We start from the raw sequence: 19,275 nt of genomic DNA, 5'->3' as shown, positions 1-19,275 counted from the left end.
AAGCAAACCCAGGGGATTTACCATGACCTCGCTGATGATCAAAGACCTCGCACACGCCGAAGAACTGTCCGCCAAGGCCCTTTCGGCTGTACGCGGCGGCAGCAACTACAACCTCGGAAACGTCAACGCTGCGTATGGCGGCGGTTTCGCCAGCCCAGCCATCGTGGTGGCGCCGGTCACCCAGGTTGACACATACACGAAGGTCGATATTCCCACCATCCAGAATTTTGGCGGCCTGCAGCTCGTCAAGGCATGAGTTAAAGGCACGGGAGAGTTGCACCGATGGGATACAGTCCGATCCTCCGGCGTATGCTCTCCGCGACGTTCACCGATGTTCACAAGCGAGAGGAGAGCTGCTCCGGCAGGACATGGGGCGTCGGCTCGGTTCTGGCGTGCGAATAAAAATTTCCCGTAACAGGATTCGATTCAAATCTGAATCGATAGCTTCATAACAGGGGAGCACATTGTCGAGGTCCAGGCGGTTGGTCCAATCAACGTAGTTCGCTCTCCTCCCGAACCCTCCGGACCTGTCACCGAAGTCGGATTCAAAAGCCCTGCCCGGCCACGCCTCCGGCGGGCTTTTTTTACGGCCCTCGAGGCTCGCGTACGTGCAGCCACAATGTTGGATCAAAAAGACGAAGTGCACCGGTACCGGGATTGTGTGGATAACGAACAGTCACGAGCGGTTTCGGGTCGCTTCCGGCAACATTCGGCCAGCCAGAGACGTTCAACCAGACCTTCACGCGGACGTTCGAACATCCGCTGCGCCCCCAACAACGGACTTACGCTCGCGATCATGTGATCGACGCTCCGCCTCCTTGGGCAGCCATGATCATGTTGGTGGCGTCGGTGTCCGCCAGCATCACAGGCACCGGCGCCCTCCGTATCGCGATAGGTCGGGGAAGTGACCCAATCGTCAGGAAGAAAGCGCGGGAATTACAGGACCGAAAACCTGCGCCCAAGATCGGGCTCAGCGCCACTCATGGCAAGCGCCTTAGCGAGCGTGAGTCCATCCGGGACTCGACTAACGGAAGCCGTAGACCAGGACCTGTTTCCCCTCAAAGCTTTCTTGCACACCTTGCTCGCAATACGGTGGACACATTACTACGCCGTCCGCGCTCTCGCCTGACACGGTGACCGCCCTGTAGACAACGGATTCGATGAGCGTCCCGTCGGCAGCGACGACGATGTTCAGATCAGTCTCGACGCCGGCCGGCACGCCTCCGCCGGCGGTATAGACGATTTTCATGGTGCCGGTGCAATCGGAGTTCACCGTGTAGGTGCCGATCTGGTTCGGATTGAATGTAATATGCCCCCCTTTCGGCAGCCCGCCGATAACCCCGAAGTCGGTGCGTGAAAAATGGCCCATACCGTCGAACGTCACCAGGGCGACGTCATCGAGGATCGACGGGGCGGCGTACGGATGCACCTTACCATCGGCACCTATCAATCCAAGAATCTCTCCGTGACCGATAAACCCAAACGGTCCCTTTAGCGTTGCGTTCGAGCAAACGCCGCCGTGGCCGCCGGGTTCGCCGGCCTGCGCGGCGCCACTGAGCGAGAGAAGTGCAACGGCGGTTGCTGACAAAATGCTTAAATGCTTGATCTTCATGGTCATCTCCTTGTCACCCAATCAGGCGCATAACATCACAGCGCGCAGGGGCCCGATTGCCTGGCGAGATGAGGCGCCCAATTCAAACAAATGAAATAAAAAGCGGCCTCAGTGTTACCCGGCTGCCGCCGTTTGCGGAGCAAGCGATGAGAGAACGAGAGGCCGTCGGTGCGACCGCCTGTTCCGGAGCGTGAGGTGAGAAAGCCCATGCGTGGGCCAATGTGGCGAAACGCTTCACCAGGCAGTCATTTTTCGCCCGGTGTCGGCAGACACGTGCAGAAGGGGTGCACGAAAGTCCGCGCAATTGTGACTTCGTGGGTCAGCCACGCTTTAGAGTCGCATAGCAAAAAGTAGCGTAATCCACGATATTCGCAAATGCCAGGTGGATGTCGGACAAAACGCAGGCGCATTCAGCATTGCGCGGTATTGCGCGGTGCGAATGATGAACTATCGCGCGATAGCGAATGACTGCGAAGGCCTCACCGGTCGGCTAGCACGTAGGCAAGGATGACCGTTGTACGTTGGAAGCTGCCGTTGACGCGGCCTCCGGATCATCGAGGCCACCGGAATGCGCGATCACTGATCGGCATTCTTGAGCGCGCGTCTCTGCCTGCACTCGGGGCGCAGCCCTATAACGAGTACTGCATTGGCCCGACCTCAATGGCACTCTAGCGGACCGCGTGGCGAGACGGGCCGCTCACGCAAAGGAGACGTAGAATGAAATCAGTACTCGCGATTGCCTTCATCGTTTTTTTTAGCGTGGCTGCGATGGCCACCACTTCCATGGGATCCTACTCGAGGAATGGCAGCGACCAGCAGGACGCTTGCCGTTCTGCAACCGCTGCTGCGGAGCAGGACAGGGTTAATTGGCTCTCCAAGGGATGGATCTTCGCAGGGATGTCAAGCTGCACCTGCTCCGGAAGCGGAACAAGCTGGACTTGCTCAGTCAATGCCACGTATTTCCGCCGCTAACCGCAGAGCGACGCCTCACGGCAACTCGGGGGCCAGGTCGGCACTTCCGGTGTGCGCGGCTCCCTATTGTCGACCGTTCGGTCAGCAGCCCTTAGCGGACTCGCCAACGCTTGTGCGCGACAGGCAGCTTCACGTCCTGAGGCGGTCAGTCAAGGTTTTTCCGAGGGCAGGTGCAGCCCACATCCTTGACCTTGTAGCCTCGGGCGCCGCTCATTCATGAAACGGCGTATGTCGAGGAAACGTCGTGCGCCCGCCTGGCTGCACAAGCAGGTGATGCAGGCGCTGGCGGCGAACGGTGGCAAGCTGCCGCCCGATCTGGCGGCCTGAGTTCGCTTATGGCTGTGTCCGGGCTCCGCGATTTTGGCGCCGTCGTTATCCAGCTTGTCAGCGTCAGCTTTGCTCTGGCCCGGCACGTTCATGGCAATGGCATGCCGATGAACTAACATTTATGCAAAGAATCAAGGAGGACATGAGAGGGCGGGTTCAGTCGGTGTCGTCGAAGGCAGAAAGCAGGTCCATAACCGCATCACAAAGCTTTCGGAGAGAAAAATGGATTTAACCAGTTTTTTCGTTACGCTGGAAAACGCGCTAAGTGGCTTTTTGCCTAAAATCGCCGGTGCGCTCGGCATTCTGATCGTCGGTTGGCTGGTTGCCGTTATCGCCCGGGCCGGTGCCCGCAAGCTGCTCTCTGCGCTCAAGGTCAATCAGCGCATTGCCGACAGCACGAAGCAGGCCGCGCAGGTGGAGAACGTGATTGCCGGCGGCCTGTTCTGGCTTGTTCTGCTCATGACCGCCGTCGGGGTCTTCAATGTCCTGAACCTGTATGCGGTCTCCAATCCGTTTTCGCTCCTTGTCACCCAGATCGTCAACTATCTGCCGAACCTGATCGGCGGCACCGTGCTTGCGCTGGTTGCATGGCTGATCGCGTCGCTATTGCGTGCCGTGGCCGACAGGGCGCTGCGCGCGAGCAAGCTTGACAGCAAGTTGTCCGAGACGGCCGGCATGCGTCCGATGAGCGCGTATGTAGGTGATGTGCTCTTCTGGCTCGTCATCCTGTTGTTCATTCCGGCCGTGCTCGCGGCATTCGCTCTGAACGGCCTGCTCGCGCCCGTGCAGAGCATGATCGACAAGCTGCTTGCGATCGTGCCGAATCTTTTCGCGGCCGCCGTGATCGGGATTGTCGGCTGGATTTTCGCGAGGATCCTGCGCGGCCTTGTCACCAATCTGCTCGCGGCGGCCGGTGCGGACAAGCTCACACAGGACGTCGACAGCCCGACGCCCGTGCGGCTGTCGAGTCTAGCCGGAACGGTGGTGTACATCTTCGTGTTCGTGCCGACGCTGATTTCTGCACTCGACGCACTGAAGATCGAAGCGATATCAGGACCCGCCACGCATATGCTCGATCAGTTCCTGAGCGCCGTGCCGGATATCGTCGCAGCCGTGGTCATTCTGCTCGCGACCTTCTATGTTGCACGCTTCGTCGCGGCACTGGTACAGAAGCTGCTGGTGACGGCCGGTGTGGACGGGTTACCGGCGGTGCTCGGTCTCGACAAGGTTCTGGACGGCCCGTTGCAACCGTCGGTGCTGGCCTCGCGACTCGTGATTTTCTTCGCGATGTTGTTCGCCGTGGTGGAAGCTGCCAATCGCCTGGGCTTTGGCCAGGTCCGCGACGTGGTCACGCTCTTTATCGAGTTCGGCGGACACATCCTGATGGGCAGCGTGATCCTGATCATCGGATTCTGGCTGTCGAGTCTTGCGCGGCGTGTGATCGAGCAGGCCGATCGAGAGCACAGCGTACTGCTTGCCCGCATCGCTCAATTCGCGATCCTCGGACTGGTGTTCGCCATGGGACTGCGCGCAATGGGTATTGCCAATGAAATCGTGCAACTTGCATTCGCCCTGGTGCTGGGCGGGATCGCGGTAGCCGTGGCGCTGTCGTTCGGCCTTGGCGGACGTGACGCGGCCGGCAAGCTGCTCGAACGCTGGTTCGCTACCCGGGGCGACAAGGAGTAGCGGCGCCCGCCTGAACCGCACCGTGTTTGCGGTGCGGTTCAAGTGCTCCAGTTGACGCCGGATACCCGGCCGAATCCCGGCCAGCCTGGTCAACATTGCATCGGTAACGACACGGTGCGGAATCCATCCAGGGCTGATCGAAGTCCTTGGGCTTAAACGGGTTTGACGATCCCGGATGGCTGCTATCGGGAAACTCGACTGTCTCGTGAGGGTCGCCTGGCGCCGGTCGCTGACAGCCAGAGGACGGCCGATCGGCCGACGTTTCCGAAAGATGCCGGCAAACGGTTTTCCGACCTCCAGCTGTCATCCGGTTATCCACTGCAGCAAACACATGAGCAGGTATTTCAATTTGCGATTGTGGCTCGCGTCTGGAACCGTATCACCTTTAAATTGCGTTTTATCCAGGCGCCGATATCGTGTGTGGCGTCAGGCTTTAGCGAATGCGGTCAGCGCACCCGCGGCGATCAACACGACACCGGTTGCCCGACTCGCGGCACTGGCCCATCTTCGATTGGCGGCAAATCCCTGACTTTTCGCGCCAAGCCACGCATAGAACGAATATGAACAGAGGTCGAGCAGTACGGTAGTCAGGCCGAAGATCAGCATTTGAAGCCAGATCGGTCGGTGCACGTCAACGAACTGAGGTAGTAGCGCGACGAAAAAGAGCAGCGCTTTCGGGTCCGGACCTCGCAATTCTGTCGGGGATTTTTGAGATGCCTGGCGCGGTAATATCCACCGAATTGCCGTAAACAATATCGCCGATATTTGCGGCTAGCGGAGTACGTTGTTCCGTCCGGGAGACCGGGATTGCTGGTCAGCGCACTGGTACGAGCGCGAGGCGTTCAATCGAATCGTGCAGTCCGTCGCGTCTCGGCAACGCTTGACACTTCTTGACGCTTTTTTATTAGATTTCACGCGATGTTCGACGTCCGTGAGAGCGGATCGAATGAATCGCGAGTAGAACAAGATCATGAATAAAAACCAATATCGGCTGGTATTCAGCCGCGTGCACGGTATGCTGGTTGCGGTGGAAGAAATAGCCAGCGCAGCGGGGAAAGCAAATACGGGTGAAACCCGGCGTACCGTCAGTTATAGCGGCGTGCGTCTGGTAACGCAGTTCGCTTTGCGTCTCGTCGCATTCGGCGCATTGATTGCCGCTGGCGCCATGCCGATGTGGGCGCATGCGCAGATCGTGGGAGCGGGGCCAAACGCCGCCTCGGTGGTTCAGACGCCTAACGGCTTGCCACAAGTGAACATCAACAAGCCGGGCGGCGCTGGCGTTTCGCTGAACACCTATAACCAGTTCGACGTTCAGAAGAACGGCGCGATCCTGAACAACTCGCCGACGATCGTCAACACGCAGCAAGCGGGCTATATCAACGGCAACCCGAATCTGAGTGCGGGGCAGGCGGCGCGCATCATTGTCAACCAGGTCAACAGTACGGCGGCCAGCCAGATCAAGGGGTATGTCGAGATCGCGGGAAGCCGCGCGGAGATCGTGCAGGCCAATCCCGCCGGTATCGTCGTGGATGGTGGCGGGTTCATCAATACCTCACGCGCAGTCCTTACAACGGGCGTGCCGCAGTTTGGCGCGGACGGCTCGCTGACGGGCTTCAATGTGAATCGCGGCCTCGTGACCGTGCAAGGTGCGGGCCTCGATACGTCAAACGTCGACCAGACGGATATTATTGCGCGCGCTGTGCAGGCCAATGCCGCAATCTACGCAAAGAACCTGAACGTGATCGCCGGCGCGAATCAGGTCAATCACGACACGCTGGCCGCGACGCCGATTCAGGGGGATGGCGCTTCACCGGCAGTTGCGATCGACGTGGCGCAATTGGGCGGCATGTACGCGAACCGGGTGTTTCTGGTCGGCAACTCCGCAGGCGTCGGTGTGGCGAATGCCGGCACGATCGCGGCACAGGCGGGCGACCTGACGTTGCAGTCGGACGGCCGTCTGGTGCTGACGGGCAAGACTACCTCTACCGGCAGCCTCGCGCTGTCGGCCGCAGGCGGCATCCAGAACAGCGGTACGACGTACACCCAGCAATCGGCTTCGGTGAATACGGCCGCCGATCTGACGAATACCGGCACACTTGCGGCGCAGCAGAACTCGACGATCAACGCGGGTTCGGTGAATTCGACCGGGACGCTCGGCGCGGGCGTGAACAACGATGGTTCCGTTGGCCGTAGCGGCGATCTGAACGTGACGGCGTCGGCGCAGCTTTCGGCGAGCGGTCAGAACGTCGCGGGAGGCAATGCATCGCTGATCGGCGCGGACGTGAATCTCGCTGGTAGCACGACGGCCGCGAACGGTAATCTGTCGTTGAACGCGACGGCCGGTGACGTGAACCTCGCGAACGCGACGACAAGCGCTCAAGGTGCCGTCTCTGCGAACGCTTCGGGCACGGTGATCAACGATCACGGCAGCCTGTCGAGCGGCGGCAGCACGACGCTTTCTGCCGGTAGCGTTTCGAACCAGGGCGGCAAGGTGTCGTCGCAGGGGCCATTGTCGGTGACGGCCGCCAACCAGATCGCAAACCAGTCCGGCGTGCTCGTGTCGGAGAGCACGATGGCACTGCGTGGCGGTACCGTCGCGAACAATCAAGGCACGATCCAGAGTGCCGGACACGCGACGGTCGACGGGGGCGCGATCGACAACACGGCAGGCCGCATCACGTCGCTGAATGGCGATGGTCTGACGCTGACCGCGACCGGGCAACTGACGAACGCGGCGGGCACGACGTCGGATGGCGCGCAAGGCGGCATGATCGGCGGCAATGGCGACGTGACCGTGCAAGGCGGACATATCGCCAACCACGGCACGATCACGTCCAGCACGAATCTTCACGTTGCCGGTCAGTCGGTCGGCAACAACGGCGGCGCGCTGAGGGCCGCTCAGGCCGTGACGGTCGATGCCGGCGCGCACCTGACGAACAGCACCGGCACGATCGCCGGCCAGACGGCAACGGTCAGCGCAACGACGCTCGACAACAGTACAGGCACCGTGCAGGCCGAACAGGTCTCGTTGACCGCTACCGACCTCGCGAATCATGGCGGCGCGATTACGCAGACCGGCACCGGCGCGATGGGCGTCAACGTGTCGGGCACGCTCGACAATTCCAGTGGCGGCACGCTGCAGTCCAACAGCACTGACCTGACACTCGCTCCCGCTTCGCTGGTTAATGACGGCGGCACGATCACGCATGCCGGCACTGGCACGCTGACGCTCGGCGGCGGCGCGGGTTCGATTTCGAACGTCGGTGGCACGATCGCGAGCAACGGGCGCATCGTCGCGCAGACTGGCACGCTGAACAATACGTCGGGTTCGATCAACGCCCAGACAGGGTTGGCGGCTACCGCCAGCGGCATGCTGAACAATACGAGCGGCAAGCTGCTGTCGAATACGGACCTCGGTCTGACCAGCAGCACGCTGACGAACGACGGCGGTCAGATTGGCGCGGGCACGAACGCGTCGATTCAGACCGGCTCGCTGACCAACAGTGCTGGGTCGATTGTTGCCCCTAACCTGACCGTCAACGCAAACGATTCACTCGACAACAGCGGCGGCAGGCTCGAAGCCAATCAGCTCGCGCTGACGGCGACGAACCTCACGAACCATGGCGGCACGATCTCGCAGTATGGGTCGTCGGCGATGGGCGTGAACGTGAGCGGCACGCTCGATAACTCGGCCGCCGGCGTGATTCAGACCAACAGCACGGACCTGACGCTCGACCCGGCTGCGTTGGACAATGCGGGCGGCACCATTACGCATGCCGGCACCGGTACGCTGACGATTGCACCGGGCAATCCCCCAGGGGGACTTCCTTCGGGGCGCGGAGCCAGCGCGCTGAACAACGCGTCGGGCACCATCGTGACGAAGGGGCAAGCGATCGTCAACGCCGGCAGCTGGAACAACGCGAGCGGCATCCTCGCGGCGCAGCGCGGCATCAGCGCAACGATTGCGGGCGACGTGAACAACGCGCAGGGACTGCTGAGGTCGGATACCTCGCTGTCGCTGACGAACGGCGGGGCGTTGTCGAACCGCAGCGGCCACATTCAGGCCGGACAATCGACCGCCGGCGACACCAGCACGCTCGATATTCAATCGGCCTCGATCGACAATGCCGACGGCGCCATGGTCGATCTCGGCGCGGGCAAAATGACCGTGCAGGGCGGCAGCCAGATCGCCAACAGCCACGCTGGCGGCGTATCGGGTATGGGTGCCGTCACCGGCAACGGCGACGTGACGGTCAGTGCTGGGTCGATCAGCAACACGCAAGGCGGTCAGCTCAGTGGCGCGTCCCTGCATGTCCAGGGGAATGCGCTCGACAACAGCAGCGGCACCATCGGCAATGTCGCGAATTCGAATGGCGACGTGAATGTCACGACGATCGGGGCAGTCACGAACACGAACGGCCAAATCAGCTCGACGCACGACCTGACGGTCTCGGCGGCTACCCTGCAAGGTGGCGGCACATACAGCGCGGCGCACGACGCGAGCGTGAACCTGCGCCCCGGAGGAAGTCCCCTTGGGGGACAGGGCGATTACACGGCAGCGGCCGACACGCAGTTCAACGTCGGCCATGATCTCGCCTTCACGCTGCCCGGCACCTTTACGAACAACGCGAACCTGCAATCGGTCAACAACCTGAGTGTCGACGCGGGCAACATCGTCAACACGGGCGCATTGACGGCCGGCGGCCTGCTGCACACGCAATCGACCAATCTGACCAATACCGGCGCGCTCGTCGGCGCCAGCGCGTCGCTCAATGCAACGAACACGATCTCGAACGTCGGCCCGACCGCGCTGATTGGCGGGTCCGACAGCAACGGCACGCTCGAGCTCCTCGCGCACGACATCGAGAATCGCGACGACACCACCGCGACCGACACGATGGCGCAAACCGCGATCTTCGGGATGGGCAAGGTCGTGCTGGCCAGCGGCAAGGACGCGAGCGGCAACTATACGAACGCGGCGCTGGTCAACAACGCGTCGGCGCTGATCCAGTCCGGCGGCAACATGGAACTGCACGCCGACAAAGTGACGAACACGCGGCGCGTGATGACGACCTCGACCAGCTCGATCGATCCGGCGCTGCTCGCGCAGTTCGGCATTCCGATCAGCGGCCGCACGGGCCAGGTCGGTGTGAAGGATCCAGACAGTATCGGCGGCGTTTATACCGATCCGCCCCATGGCGGTCAGTGGAACAGCACGTATCAGTACACCATCTTCTACGCGGACAGCGCGACGGCGACGACCGTGGCAGGCATTAGTCCGGCAGGCCAGATCGTGTCGGGCGGGAACATCGACGCGTCGTCGGCTGGCAATCTGCAAAATTACTGGAGCAACATTGCCGCGGTTGGCGACATCAAGATGCCGGTGCACTACGACGCTGACGGCTGGGCGGCGTCCGGCCAGAAACTGCCGGGCGTGACAGTCTCCTATTCCGGGCAATATCACTACAACAACTACGACAACAGCGAATACAACTGGCAGTTGCCGTTCGGCAACGCGCCGTTCGTGACGGGACGCCCCGGTGGCTATACGCAGGCGGCGCCGGCCGACATCAAGGATTACAAGCTGCCGAGCTACGATTCGACGTTGGGTTCGAACGGCACGATTTCGGGTACCGGCGTCAGCGTCAATAACACGGCGGGCAACGCGTCGATTCCGTCGCTCGGCCTGCTGCCCGGCCAGGCGGTACCGGGTCTGACGCTGGGTGGGCTGAGCGGCAACGCGAGCGGTGCGAAATCGGGGGCGTCGTCCGTGCACGGCGGCACGCCGGCGCCGGTGGACCCGATCATCGCGAGTGCGACGGCGCTGAACGTGCTGAACAATCTCACCATTGCGCAGGGCGGGTTGTTCAAACCAACCACTGCGCCGAATGCGAGCTACGTGATCGAGACGAACCCGGCTTTCACGAATCAGAAGAATTTCATTTCGAGCGACTATTTCTTCGGTCAGCTCGGCGTCGACCTCACGCATATTCCGAAGCGGCTCGGAGACGGCTTCTATGAGCAGCAGCTTGTGCGCAACGAAGTCACGGCGCTGACTGGCAAGGCTGTACTCGGGCCGTATGCGGACCTGGAGACGATGTATCAGTCGCTGATGGCGGCCGGTGCGGATCTTTCGAAATCGCTCAATCTGCCGATCGGGGCAAGTTTGTCGGCCGATCAGGTATCGAAGCTGACGAGCAATGTGATCATGATGGAAACGCGGGTGGTCGATGGCCAGTCGGTGTTGGTACCGGTCGTTTATCTCGCGAAGGCCAGCCAGCGGAACATCGACGGGCCGTTGATCAGCGCGACGAACATCGACTTCCAGAACGCACAGTCGTTCACGAACAGCGGGACGATCAAGGCAGATAACACGCTGGCGATTCAGGGCAAGCAGATCGACAACGCGTTCGGCGCGCTGCAAAGCGGCGGGCTGATGTCGCTCACGACCGGGAACAATATCGACCTGACGTCGGCCAATGTGAAGGCCGGCAGCCTGCAACTGGACGCCGGGAAAGACCTGATTCTCGATACGGCGACGACGACGAACACGCGGGTGAGTCGCGATGGTGCGATGAGCGTGGTGACGACGCTCGGGCCGACCGCGAAACTGGACGTCACCGGCGACGCGTCGATCACGACGGGCGGCAATTTCCAGCAGAACGCGGGCAACCTGTCGGTCGGGGGCAATCTCGGCATGAATGTCGGGGGTAACTGGGATCTCGGTGCGGTCCAGTCGGGCGAACACAAGATCGTGCAACGCGCGAACGGCGTATCGAACACGGACATCAACAAGGTTGCCGGCAGCTCGGTCGAGGTCGGCGGGCAATCGAGCATCGGCGTCGGCGGGGACCTTGCCGCGAAGGGCGCGCAGATCGACCTCGGCCAGGGTGGGACGATCGCAGCCAGGGGCAACGTTACGCTCGGCACGGCGAGTGCGACTTCGACGGTAAACAGCAACAGTTCGGGCAGCGATAGTCACGGCAGCTACGCGGAGACGTTGCACACGTCGGACCAGGCGCTGACCGGCACGATGCTCAAGGGCGGCGACACGGTCAACATTGTGTCGGGCAAGGACATCACGGTCAGCGGCAGCACGATCAGCCTCGACAAGAGCAACGCGAACCTGCTGGCAGCCGGCGATGTGAATATCGGCGCGGCAACCGAGACGCACGAACTCAACTCGCACGAAACGCACAGCCACAGCAATGTGGTGAGCGGTTCGAAGGTTGCGAGCGGGGTTGACCAGACGGCGACCTATAGCCAGGGCAGCACGGTGTCGGCCGATGGCGTCAACATTGTCAGCAACCGAGACATCAACGTGACGGGCAGCAACATCGTTGGCACGAACGACGTTAAGTTGCAGGCAACGCGTGATGTCAACATCAAGACCTCGCAAGATACGGTCCAGTCGTCCACCTACTACGACAAGCAGGAGTCCGGCCTGCTGTCGAACGGCGGTCTGTCGGTTTCGATTGGTTCGCGCTCGCAGTCGGACAAGCAGCAATCCGCCAGCGTGACGAACAACGGCAGCGCGATCGGTGCGCTCAATGGCAACCTGACGGTAAGCGCAGGCAATGACGTGCATGCGACCGGCAGCCTCCTCCACGCAGGCAACGATCTCGCCGTAGCGGGCAAGACCGTCACGATCGATTCAGCTTACGACACCATGAGCCAGGCGGAACAGCAACAGTTCCGTCAAGCGGGCTTGTCGGTCGGATTCACCAATCCGGTTGTGGCGACGGTGCAGACGGGCCGGCAGATGGCGGAAGCAGCGCAACATACGAACGGTGACCCGCGTCTGACGGCACTGGCAGCGGCCACCACGGGACTGGCGGCGAAGAACCTCTATGATGGCGCGGCCAGCGGCAATCCGGTGCAATCGCCGACGAGCGTCGGGGTCAGTATTTCGCTCGGTGCGAGCAAGAGCGACAGTCAGTCGCAAGCCCAGGCGAGCACGGCTATCGGCAGTACGCTGTCGGCAGGTCGGAATGTCACGATCGGGGCGTCGGGCGCAGGCGCCGACAGCAATATCAACGTGATCGGCAGCACGATTTCGGCCGGGAACAACGCGCTGCTGGCGGCTGACGGCAACGTGAACCTGCAGGCGGCACAGAACACCAGCGACCAGCATTCGACCAGCAGCGGGTCGAGCGCGTCGGTCGGCATTGCATTCACCGTGGGTTCGCAAAATGGTTTCTCGCTCAATGCGGGTGTGGCGGGCAATCGTGGGCACGCGGACGGCGATTCGACCACGTGGACCAATACGCACGTCACGGCGGGCGACACATTGACGATCCAATCGGGCGGCGACACGAATCTCAGGGGGGCCGTCGCATCGGGTAAGCAGGTCGTGGCCGATGTGGGCGGCAACCTGAATATCGAAAGCTTGCAGGACAAGGACCATTACGATTCGAAGCAGCAGAGCGCGGGCGTATCGGTCAGCGTCTGCGTGCCGCCTTTCTGCTACGGCGGTTCCTCGAGCGCGGCGGCAAACTTCAACCAGCAGGAGATGCACAGCGACTACGAGGCGGTGGGCGAGCAGTCTGGCATCAAGGCGGGCGATGGCGGTTTCCAGGTCGACGTGAAGGGCAACACCGATCTCAAGGGGGGCGTGATCGCGAGTGGCGACAAAGCCGTGCAGGACGGCGTGAACAGCCTGACGACTGCGACGCTCACGCATAGCGATATCGAAAACCATGCATCGTACGACGCGTCGTCGGTCGGGATTTCGGGCGGTGTCGGCGGGCAAATCGGCAAGGATCAGAAAGGTACGGCGGACAACGTGAATCCGGTGCCGGGGACAACGCTGCCGAAGGGGGATGGCGGAATGCAGGTTGCGCCGCCCGTAGCCCTCAGCGCGTCGGGCGATGCGAATTCCACGACCCGAAGCGGGATTAGTGGCGGAGCAATCAAGATTACAGATGGCACGAAGCAGCAGCAGCTGACGGGCCAGACTGTCGCCGAAACGGTAGCGAACATCAATCGTGACTCGTCGAACACCGGGGGCGCGCTCGCGCCGATCTTCGACAGGGACAAGATCCAGGCCGGCTTCGACATTACGAGCCAGTTCATCAATCAGGCGGGGACGTTCGTGGCGAATCGCGCGGCGGAAGCCGATGCAGCGAAGGCAGCCGCGAACAACCCGAATCTGACGCCGGATCAACGAGCGGCCGCCCAGCAGCGCGCCGATGAACTGAACGCCAATTGGGGGCCGAGCGGCACCTATCGTCAGGTGCTGACGGCTCTGTCGGTGGCTGCGGGCGGAAACGTGACAGGCGGCTTCGGTCAATTTGCACAGAATGCGACGGTCGCCTATCTGCAAGAACTCGGCGCGAACCAGGTTAAGCAGATTGCCGACAACCTCGGCAGCGAAGAAGCGCGTGCTGCACTTCATGCGATTGTCGGTTGTGCTGGCGCGGCCGCCAGCAGCCAGAGTTGTGGCGCGGGCGCCATGGGTGCGGCGACCAGTTCTGTCCTCGGTAGTCTGCTTGCGCCGTCGACGAACCTGCCGGCATCGGAGCGCGAGGCGCGCGACAATCTGGTGACAAGTTTGGTTGCCGGCGTCGCTGCGGTGTCCGGGCAGAATGTAGCGACGGCGACCGGTGCTGGCAAAATTGAGGTGGAGAATAACCAGGTTTCGTTGCCGGGAGCCAGACCGAAAGACTCGCTCGACGCAATCAAGGTCGATCTGGTCAGTAAGTACTGCGGTGGAGGGAACGTTTGTACAGATGCCCAATTAAAGGAGGTTCTGGCGGCGCAAGGTGAACTGTCTCAGGCGGTGAATCAGTATGCGATGGGCACAGTCGCAGCCGGCGGCGGAGCAGCAGCGCTTGCTGCGGCAGCGATCGCGGGACCTGAGGCGCTGGTTGCGTACAAAACTGCGCAGGCTGGGTATTCACTGTACACCGCCGCACTTACTGGCGCGGGGGTTTCCGGAGGTTTGTATGTAGGTTTGGCGGCGTTTACTGCTGCATTTAATTCCATCTTTCACGGCCAGGATTTTGGTTCTGGTTTTGACCAAAGATTTTCTGTAGCAGGCTTGGGAGCCGCCGCGACGGTCGGTGCGCTCAATGGAATGTTCGCGACCTCTATGTTCCAATGGGCCGGCCTTCCGAACTCGATTAAGAACATCAATACAATTCCCGGTTTGGTGATTCAAGTAAACAAATTCGCTTTGGGTCAAGCTGCGGGCAAGGCGGCTCAAGGAGCCGCTCGACAGGGCAATTGACGAGGCAAACGGAGAAAGCCATGTTCGATGGATTCTGGAGCGGCATGATCGGCGGTCTTTTTGGCCCAGCCCTTGTGCGTTGGGCGGGCCAGTATAAGTATCGGCTCACATTTTTCACCGTCACTTTTGGCGTGTACATATGCATGTTCATCTTAGGTTCACTGGAGTTCGGAGTTCGTGTCGCATTTGAGAAGATGGGAAGCGCGATCTTCACGCCAGCCTTTCTTTTTGTTCCTTCGGGCATAGGTTTGTTGGCAGTCTTCATCGTTGCCTTGTACTCGGCGACAACACCAAAGGAATCCGACAAAAATAGTACTAGAAACTGAATACGCTCGGCACGACAGCCTTCGCTTATGAGGAAGCTCCCCCTCTGGAAAGAACAAATTGAGGTAGAGAACAATCAGGTCGCCATTGGGCGAACCGTCACCGGACCGCAGAATGTGCCGCAAGGCATGGGCGGGTACTTCGGGGAGCAGCGCCAAAAAGGCGACGGCGTGACCGCCGATCCTGCTACGGTGCTTGATCCGACGATTAAGCCGAATGGGTCGTTGATCCATCCGTTGCCGGATGCCAAGACGGTCGGCGACTGGATTACGGCGATCATCCCGGATGACGTTAAGGATCTGGTTGACCACATCTTCTCGGCGTCTAACGAAAATGACGCTCGACGTACAAATCCTTCGAAAGCTGATAGTCCGGTATGGCAGGGACTTCGGCCATCGGGGAACGGGGTGAGGACTGACGGGGATCGCCTGTACGAGTGGGACTACACTCATAACAAATTTGAAGTCTACGATAAGCGCGGGCGTCACTTGGGGTCTGCGGACCCGGTAACTGGTGAGCTATACAAACCCGCTGTTCCCGGCAGAAAACTGAATCGGTGAAAGATGAAAAAGCGCGATTTGCTTGATGATTTGATTAGGGGGCGACTGTCGCCGGAGGATGCTGAAAACGTCTATGACTTGTACATGGACAATTTGACCGAAGCCGATCCGCCTGTCACGGAGATGCTTGGTTTCTCAAAGAAGGAGTGGACCGCGCATGCTCATGGAGCTCCTTTCGAGGTAATCGCTAAATGGCGTGAAAAAGGTTGGCCTGACACGTGTTTCGTCTGTGGAGGGAAAATTGTTTCCGACGATTTCGGATGGTTTCCTCGCGAGCACGATGGAAAATATGGGCTCCGACATATCGTGTGCCCTAAAGATATCTTGACTGGTTGAGAAGGCGAGGATTCAAGTCTGATGTGAGGACGCGAGTGTTCGATGGTAAGGGGAATTTCAAATATGTTGTAAATTTGGATGGGTCGGTGAATTCCGATAAGACGAACGCCGGATCTGGTCGAAAACTTAATATTAGGTGAGGTGTATGGAGTCGAGTCGAGTTATCAATTCGCGTAAGATTGTTGCCAAAAACTGCGCGCAGTCTTATGAATACGACGAGACGTCATTTGCTGCGATTCTGCACGAGCGTGGTATATGGCAACGGGACCAATATTGGCTTCTTGAGCGGGCGCTTTACGACCTCACTTCAGAAACAGAGGGTCGCGAAGAGCTGTGTGGGTCAGTTTTTCGTATCTTTAGTTACGTAATGAATGCGATAAGCTCGCATCTTGATAAAGATGATCTCTTTGAGATACAAAATCTTGGAAGAGATGAAGTTTACGAGTTTCGTGAGCGAATTAGAATGGTTTTCGAGGGATTTTTTTTAAAGAATTTTCCCGATCAGATTATGTTTGAGGAAGAAAATCCATTGCTTCCTGGAGGAAAAGGTGCTTTGTGATGAATGGTGAAACTATTGGGGGCGCTGGTTCAGTTAAAGCAGCTTTTTGTCGTGCGACCTGCCCCGGAATTTCCGGATCAATTGAAACTTGAGAGAATGGCTTCCAACGGAGAAAAGGAAGTCATGATGAATAGCCGATTTACCGAAAAACAGATGGTCATCATCCTGCGCGAGGCGGACAAGACCCCGGTCGCTGAGGTCGCGAAGAGGCACGGGATCAGCGAGAAAAAATCTTGGAACCATTCCCGGCATTGTCATTAATGCAAACAAGATTGCGATAAGCCAGACTGCGGGGCGAGCGGCTCAGGCGGCGCAGTCCGGGAATCCGCCACAGAAATGAAAGGAGTGAAGTAATGATTGATGGTCTCTGGAGTGGTCTGTTGGGTGGATTTCTGGGGTCTATCGTTGCGAAAATCCTCGGGAAATTCTCATGCTGGAAGGTTTTTGTTTTTCTGCTGACTTGCATTTATATTTTTATATTTTCTGTTGCGATATTTAAGGCTGGATTTAAACATGGTTTTGCGACCGCAGTGGAAATTGCTTCAACTATACCTGGTGCGCTGGTGCCGATAGGATTTGCCGCAATTTTTGCATTCTGCGCCCTTCTTCAAGCGCGATCAGATAAGAAGGGCTGATCTCATGAATCATTTATCGTTGGCGCGGCAGAGTCTAGAATTTGATCGACAATGAAAATAAAAAAACAGCTGGCGACCATGCCGTTCGCCGCCTTGATATCGGTTGCGGTGCAGGCGCAACAGACACCTATACTTACTCCCGCCGACCAAGCCGCCGCGGCACGGGCGAACGCGGAACAGGATCGGCAGGCGCAACAGCAACGGGACGCGCAGCAGCGTGACGCAGCCGTGCGTGCGCCTTCAGTGCGGTCGGACGTGCCGCACGTCGAAGCGTATCCGGCCTTGCCTACCGAAACGCCATGCTTTCGCATTGACCGCTTCACGCTCGACGTACCGGGCTCGTTACCCGACGCGGTGAAAGCACAAGGTGCATCTGCGCTGCCGATGGACCGCTTCGCATTCGCGCGCGAATGGCTGCACCACTATTCCGGGCAATGCGTTGGCAAACAAGGCATTGATATGCTGGTCAAGGGACTTTCACAGGCCATACTGGCGCGCGGGTACGTGACGACGCGCGTGTTGCTGCCTGAACAGGACCTGTTGACAGGGACTCTGAAATTTTCGTTGATCCCCGGCGTGATCCGCCACGTGCGCTTCGCTGACGACAAACTACGCGGCACGTGGAAAACTGCGTTTCCGACTGGCGACGGTGAGCTGCTGAACCTGCGCGACCTCGAACAAGGTCTGGAGCAGATGAAGCGCGCGACGAGCCAGGATGTGTCGATGCAGATCGTCCCTGGCGATCTGCCGGGCGAAAGTGACGTGGTGCTCGACGTGAAGCGCGGCAAGCCATGGACCGTCGTTGCGTCGATCGACAACTCGGGCACGCGCGCGACCGGCAAGCTGCAAGGCAACCTTTCGGTTGGCATCGACAATCCGCTCGGCCTGAACGACGTGTTCAACATTGGCGTAAGCCAGGATCTCGAATTCGGCGACAAGCGCCTCGGCTCGCACGGCTGGAACGGCTTCTATTCGATTCCGTGGGAGTACTGGACCGCGACGCTGTCCGCGTATACCAACACGTACTACCAGCAGATCGCCGGCGTGAATCAGACATTCGTCGCGAGCGGCAACTCGAAGACGGTCGACTTCAAACTGGCTCGCGTTCTGGCGCGCAGCCAGAATGACGTATTCGGCGGGTATTTGCGCTTGTCGCGCCGTTTCGGCCAGAGTTTCATCGAAGACACCGAGATTTCGCAGCAGCGCCGCAACAACACATTCATCGAACTTGGTCTGACCGATCGGCACTACTTCGGCAGTGCGCAGTTCGATGGCACGCTCGCGTACAGGCAGGGCATCGGCACATTCGGCGCACAAGACGATGTGCTGGCGGCGGGCGGTGACCCTACCTATCGCTACAAAATGGCCGTGCTTGATGCGAACTTGTCGGTGCCGTTCGCGATCGCGCAGCAGCCGTTCCGGTACGTCACGACATTTCACGGCCAGTACACGGGCAACACGCTGTACTACATCGATGACCTGACGATCGGTAGCCGCTATACGGTACGTGGTTTCGACGGCGAAACGATGCTGGCGGCGGCGCGCGGATTCTACTGGCGTAACGAGCTAGAGGCACCGATTGGACAGACGGGGCAGGCGCTCTATGCGGGACTCGATTATGGCCGCGTATGGGGCCCGCAGCCGATCGCGCTCGTCGGTACGCAACTGGCCGGTGCGGTGATCGGCGTCAAGGGGAGTGTTGGCACGCGATTCGGCGCCTATGCGTACGACCTCTTCGCGAGTACGCCGGTCTACAAGCCGTCGGGCTTCCCGACCGCGCGCGTGACGGTTGGTTTTCAGGTGACAGCGCAGTTCTAAGGGATGGTGGAATGGGAGATGGGGCACGAGCCAAAGATGTGATCGAGCCGAATGACGGAGGCGTGGGCGACAAGCTGTTGAGTCAGAGCCGATGTGCGTTCGAGCGCGCGTCGCGACGTCGTTTGCATACGTTGCTTTCGGCTGATGCGAATCCTGTCCCGTCATGCCCGCGTTGCAAAGGAATTGCTGTCGAGAAGAAGGGATACACGCACCGC

Annotated in this window: 13 protein-coding genes; 11 read left to right on the top strand and 2 right to left on the bottom strand. The window is 59.9% G+C overall.

Annotated elements, in window-relative coordinates; genetic code table 11:
• Window positions 1-22: 22 nt before the first annotated feature.
• Entirely contained in the window at window positions 23-256 is a 234-nt protein-coding gene (locus tag AC07WT_RS36985) for a hypothetical protein (RefSeq protein WP_492595002.1), read from the top strand.
• A 768-nt stretch (window positions 257-1,024) separates the two neighbouring features.
• Here AC07WT_RS36985 and AC07WT_RS36980 read toward each other — a convergent pair.
• The gene (locus AC07WT_RS36980; protein WP_494950780.1) at window positions 1,025-1,612 is read right to left on the bottom strand and encodes a hypothetical protein; all 588 of its coding nucleotides are present in this window, start codon (window positions 1,610-1,612) and stop codon (window positions 1,025-1,027) included.
• A 717-nt stretch (window positions 1,613-2,329) separates the two neighbouring features.
• On the opposite strand from AC07WT_RS36980, the gene AC07WT_RS36975 reads away from it, so the two are divergent.
• Window positions 2,330-2,584: a hypothetical protein gene (locus AC07WT_RS36975; RefSeq protein ID WP_494950779.1), complete on the top strand. Its 255-nt coding sequence runs from the start codon at window positions 2,330-2,332 to the stop codon at window positions 2,582-2,584.
• 549 nt (window positions 2,585-3,133) lie between these two features.
• Window positions 3,134-4,597 carry a mechanosensitive ion channel gene (locus AC07WT_RS36970; protein ID WP_494950778.1) on the top strand — a complete coding sequence of 488 codons (1,464 nt, stop codon included), beginning with the start codon at window positions 3,134-3,136 and terminating at the stop codon, window positions 4,595-4,597.
• Between the two features lie 426 nt (window positions 4,598-5,023).
• Here the strand turns inward: AC07WT_RS36970 and AC07WT_RS36965 are convergent, their stop codons facing one another.
• A complete protein-coding gene (locus tag AC07WT_RS36965; RefSeq protein WP_494951139.1) occupies window positions 5,024-5,290 on the bottom strand; it encodes a LysE family translocator in 267 nt (88 codons plus the stop codon).
• Between the two features lie 277 nt (window positions 5,291-5,567).
• Here AC07WT_RS36965 and AC07WT_RS36960 point away from each other — a divergent pair, with 277 nt between their 5' ends.
• The 8 genes from AC07WT_RS36960 to AC07WT_RS36925 all read left to right on the top strand — a co-directional run bounded on the left by AC07WT_RS36960 (window position 5,568) and on the right by AC07WT_RS36925 (window position 19,060).
• Window positions 5,568-14,828 carry a hemagglutinin repeat-containing protein gene (locus AC07WT_RS36960; RefSeq protein ID WP_494950777.1) on the top strand — a complete coding sequence of 3,087 codons (9,261 nt, stop codon included), beginning with the start codon at window positions 5,568-5,570 and terminating at the stop codon, window positions 14,826-14,828.
• Between the two features lie 20 nt (window positions 14,829-14,848).
• On the top strand, window positions 14,849-15,154 hold the full coding sequence (locus AC07WT_RS36955; RefSeq protein ID WP_494950776.1) for a hypothetical protein: 306 nt from the start codon (window positions 14,849-14,851) through the stop codon (window positions 15,152-15,154).
• 27 nt (window positions 15,155-15,181) lie between these two features.
• Complete coding sequence (locus tag AC07WT_RS36950; RefSeq protein WP_494950775.1) at window positions 15,182-15,712, top strand: colicin E3/pyocin S6 family cytotoxin; 531 nt, start codon at window positions 15,182-15,184, stop codon at window positions 15,710-15,712.
• Between the two features lie 3 nt (window positions 15,713-15,715).
• Window positions 15,716-16,048, top strand: coding sequence for a hypothetical protein (locus AC07WT_RS36945; RefSeq protein ID WP_494950576.1), 333 nt, complete (start codon window positions 15,716-15,718; stop codon window positions 16,046-16,048).
• Window positions 16,049-16,193: 145 nt separating this feature from the next.
• A complete protein-coding gene (locus AC07WT_RS36940) occupies window positions 16,194-16,607 on the top strand; it encodes a hypothetical protein (RefSeq protein WP_494950774.1) in 414 nt (137 codons plus the stop codon).
• Between the two features lie 3 nt (window positions 16,608-16,610).
• Window positions 16,611-16,868 carry a hypothetical protein gene (locus tag AC07WT_RS36935; protein WP_494951159.1) on the top strand — a complete coding sequence of 86 codons (258 nt, stop codon included), beginning with the start codon at window positions 16,611-16,613 and terminating at the stop codon, window positions 16,866-16,868.
• Window positions 16,869-16,960: 92 nt separating this feature from the next.
• Window positions 16,961-17,242 (top strand): hypothetical protein, encoded by a 282-nt coding sequence (locus AC07WT_RS36930; RefSeq protein WP_494950773.1) that lies wholly within the window; start codon window positions 16,961-16,963, stop codon window positions 17,240-17,242.
• A gap of 51 nt (window positions 17,243-17,293) precedes the next feature.
• Window positions 17,294-19,060, top strand: coding sequence for a ShlB/FhaC/HecB family hemolysin secretion/activation protein (locus tag AC07WT_RS36925; RefSeq protein ID WP_494950772.1), 1,767 nt, complete (start codon window positions 17,294-17,296; stop codon window positions 19,058-19,060).
• Window positions 19,061-19,275: the final 215 nt, after the last annotated feature.

The sequence above is a fragment of the Paraburkholderia sp. GW821-FHT02A12 genome (assembly GCF_059422005.1).
Note: the sequence above shows the minus strand (reverse complement) of the source record. Positions and strands in the feature narration are given on the sequence as shown.

Excerpts from the sequence above, each read along its gene's own strand:
- AC07WT_RS36985 (WP_492595002.1), top strand. The coding sequence starts at position 23 with ATGACCTCGCTGATGATCAAAGACCTCGCACACGCCGAAGAACTGTCC.
- AC07WT_RS36980 (WP_494950780.1), bottom strand. The coding sequence starts at position 1,612 with ATGAAGATCAAGCATTTAAGCATTTTGTCAGCAACCGCCGTTGCACTT.
- AC07WT_RS36975 (WP_494950779.1), top strand. The coding sequence starts at position 2,330 with ATGAAATCAGTACTCGCGATTGCCTTCATCGTTTTTTTTAGCGTGGCT.
- AC07WT_RS36970 (WP_494950778.1), top strand. The coding sequence starts at position 3,134 with ATGGATTTAACCAGTTTTTTCGTTACGCTGGAAAACGCGCTAAGTGGC.
- AC07WT_RS36960 (WP_494950777.1), top strand. The coding sequence starts at position 5,568 with ATGAATAAAAACCAATATCGGCTGGTATTCAGCCGCGTGCACGGTATG.
- AC07WT_RS36955 (WP_494950776.1), top strand. The coding sequence starts at position 14,849 with ATGTTCGATGGATTCTGGAGCGGCATGATCGGCGGTCTTTTTGGCCCA.
- AC07WT_RS36950 (WP_494950775.1), top strand. The coding sequence starts at position 15,182 with ATGAGGAAGCTCCCCCTCTGGAAAGAACAAATTGAGGTAGAGAACAAT.
- AC07WT_RS36945 (WP_494950576.1), top strand. The coding sequence starts at position 15,716 with ATGAAAAAGCGCGATTTGCTTGATGATTTGATTAGGGGGCGACTGTCG.
- AC07WT_RS36940 (WP_494950774.1), top strand. The coding sequence starts at position 16,194 with ATGGAGTCGAGTCGAGTTATCAATTCGCGTAAGATTGTTGCCAAAAAC.
- AC07WT_RS36935 (WP_494951159.1), top strand. The coding sequence starts at position 16,611 with ATGGTGAAACTATTGGGGGCGCTGGTTCAGTTAAAGCAGCTTTTTGTC.
- AC07WT_RS36930 (WP_494950773.1), top strand. The coding sequence starts at position 16,961 with ATGATTGATGGTCTCTGGAGTGGTCTGTTGGGTGGATTTCTGGGGTCT.
- AC07WT_RS36925 (WP_494950772.1), top strand. The coding sequence starts at position 17,294 with ATGAAAATAAAAAAACAGCTGGCGACCATGCCGTTCGCCGCCTTGATA.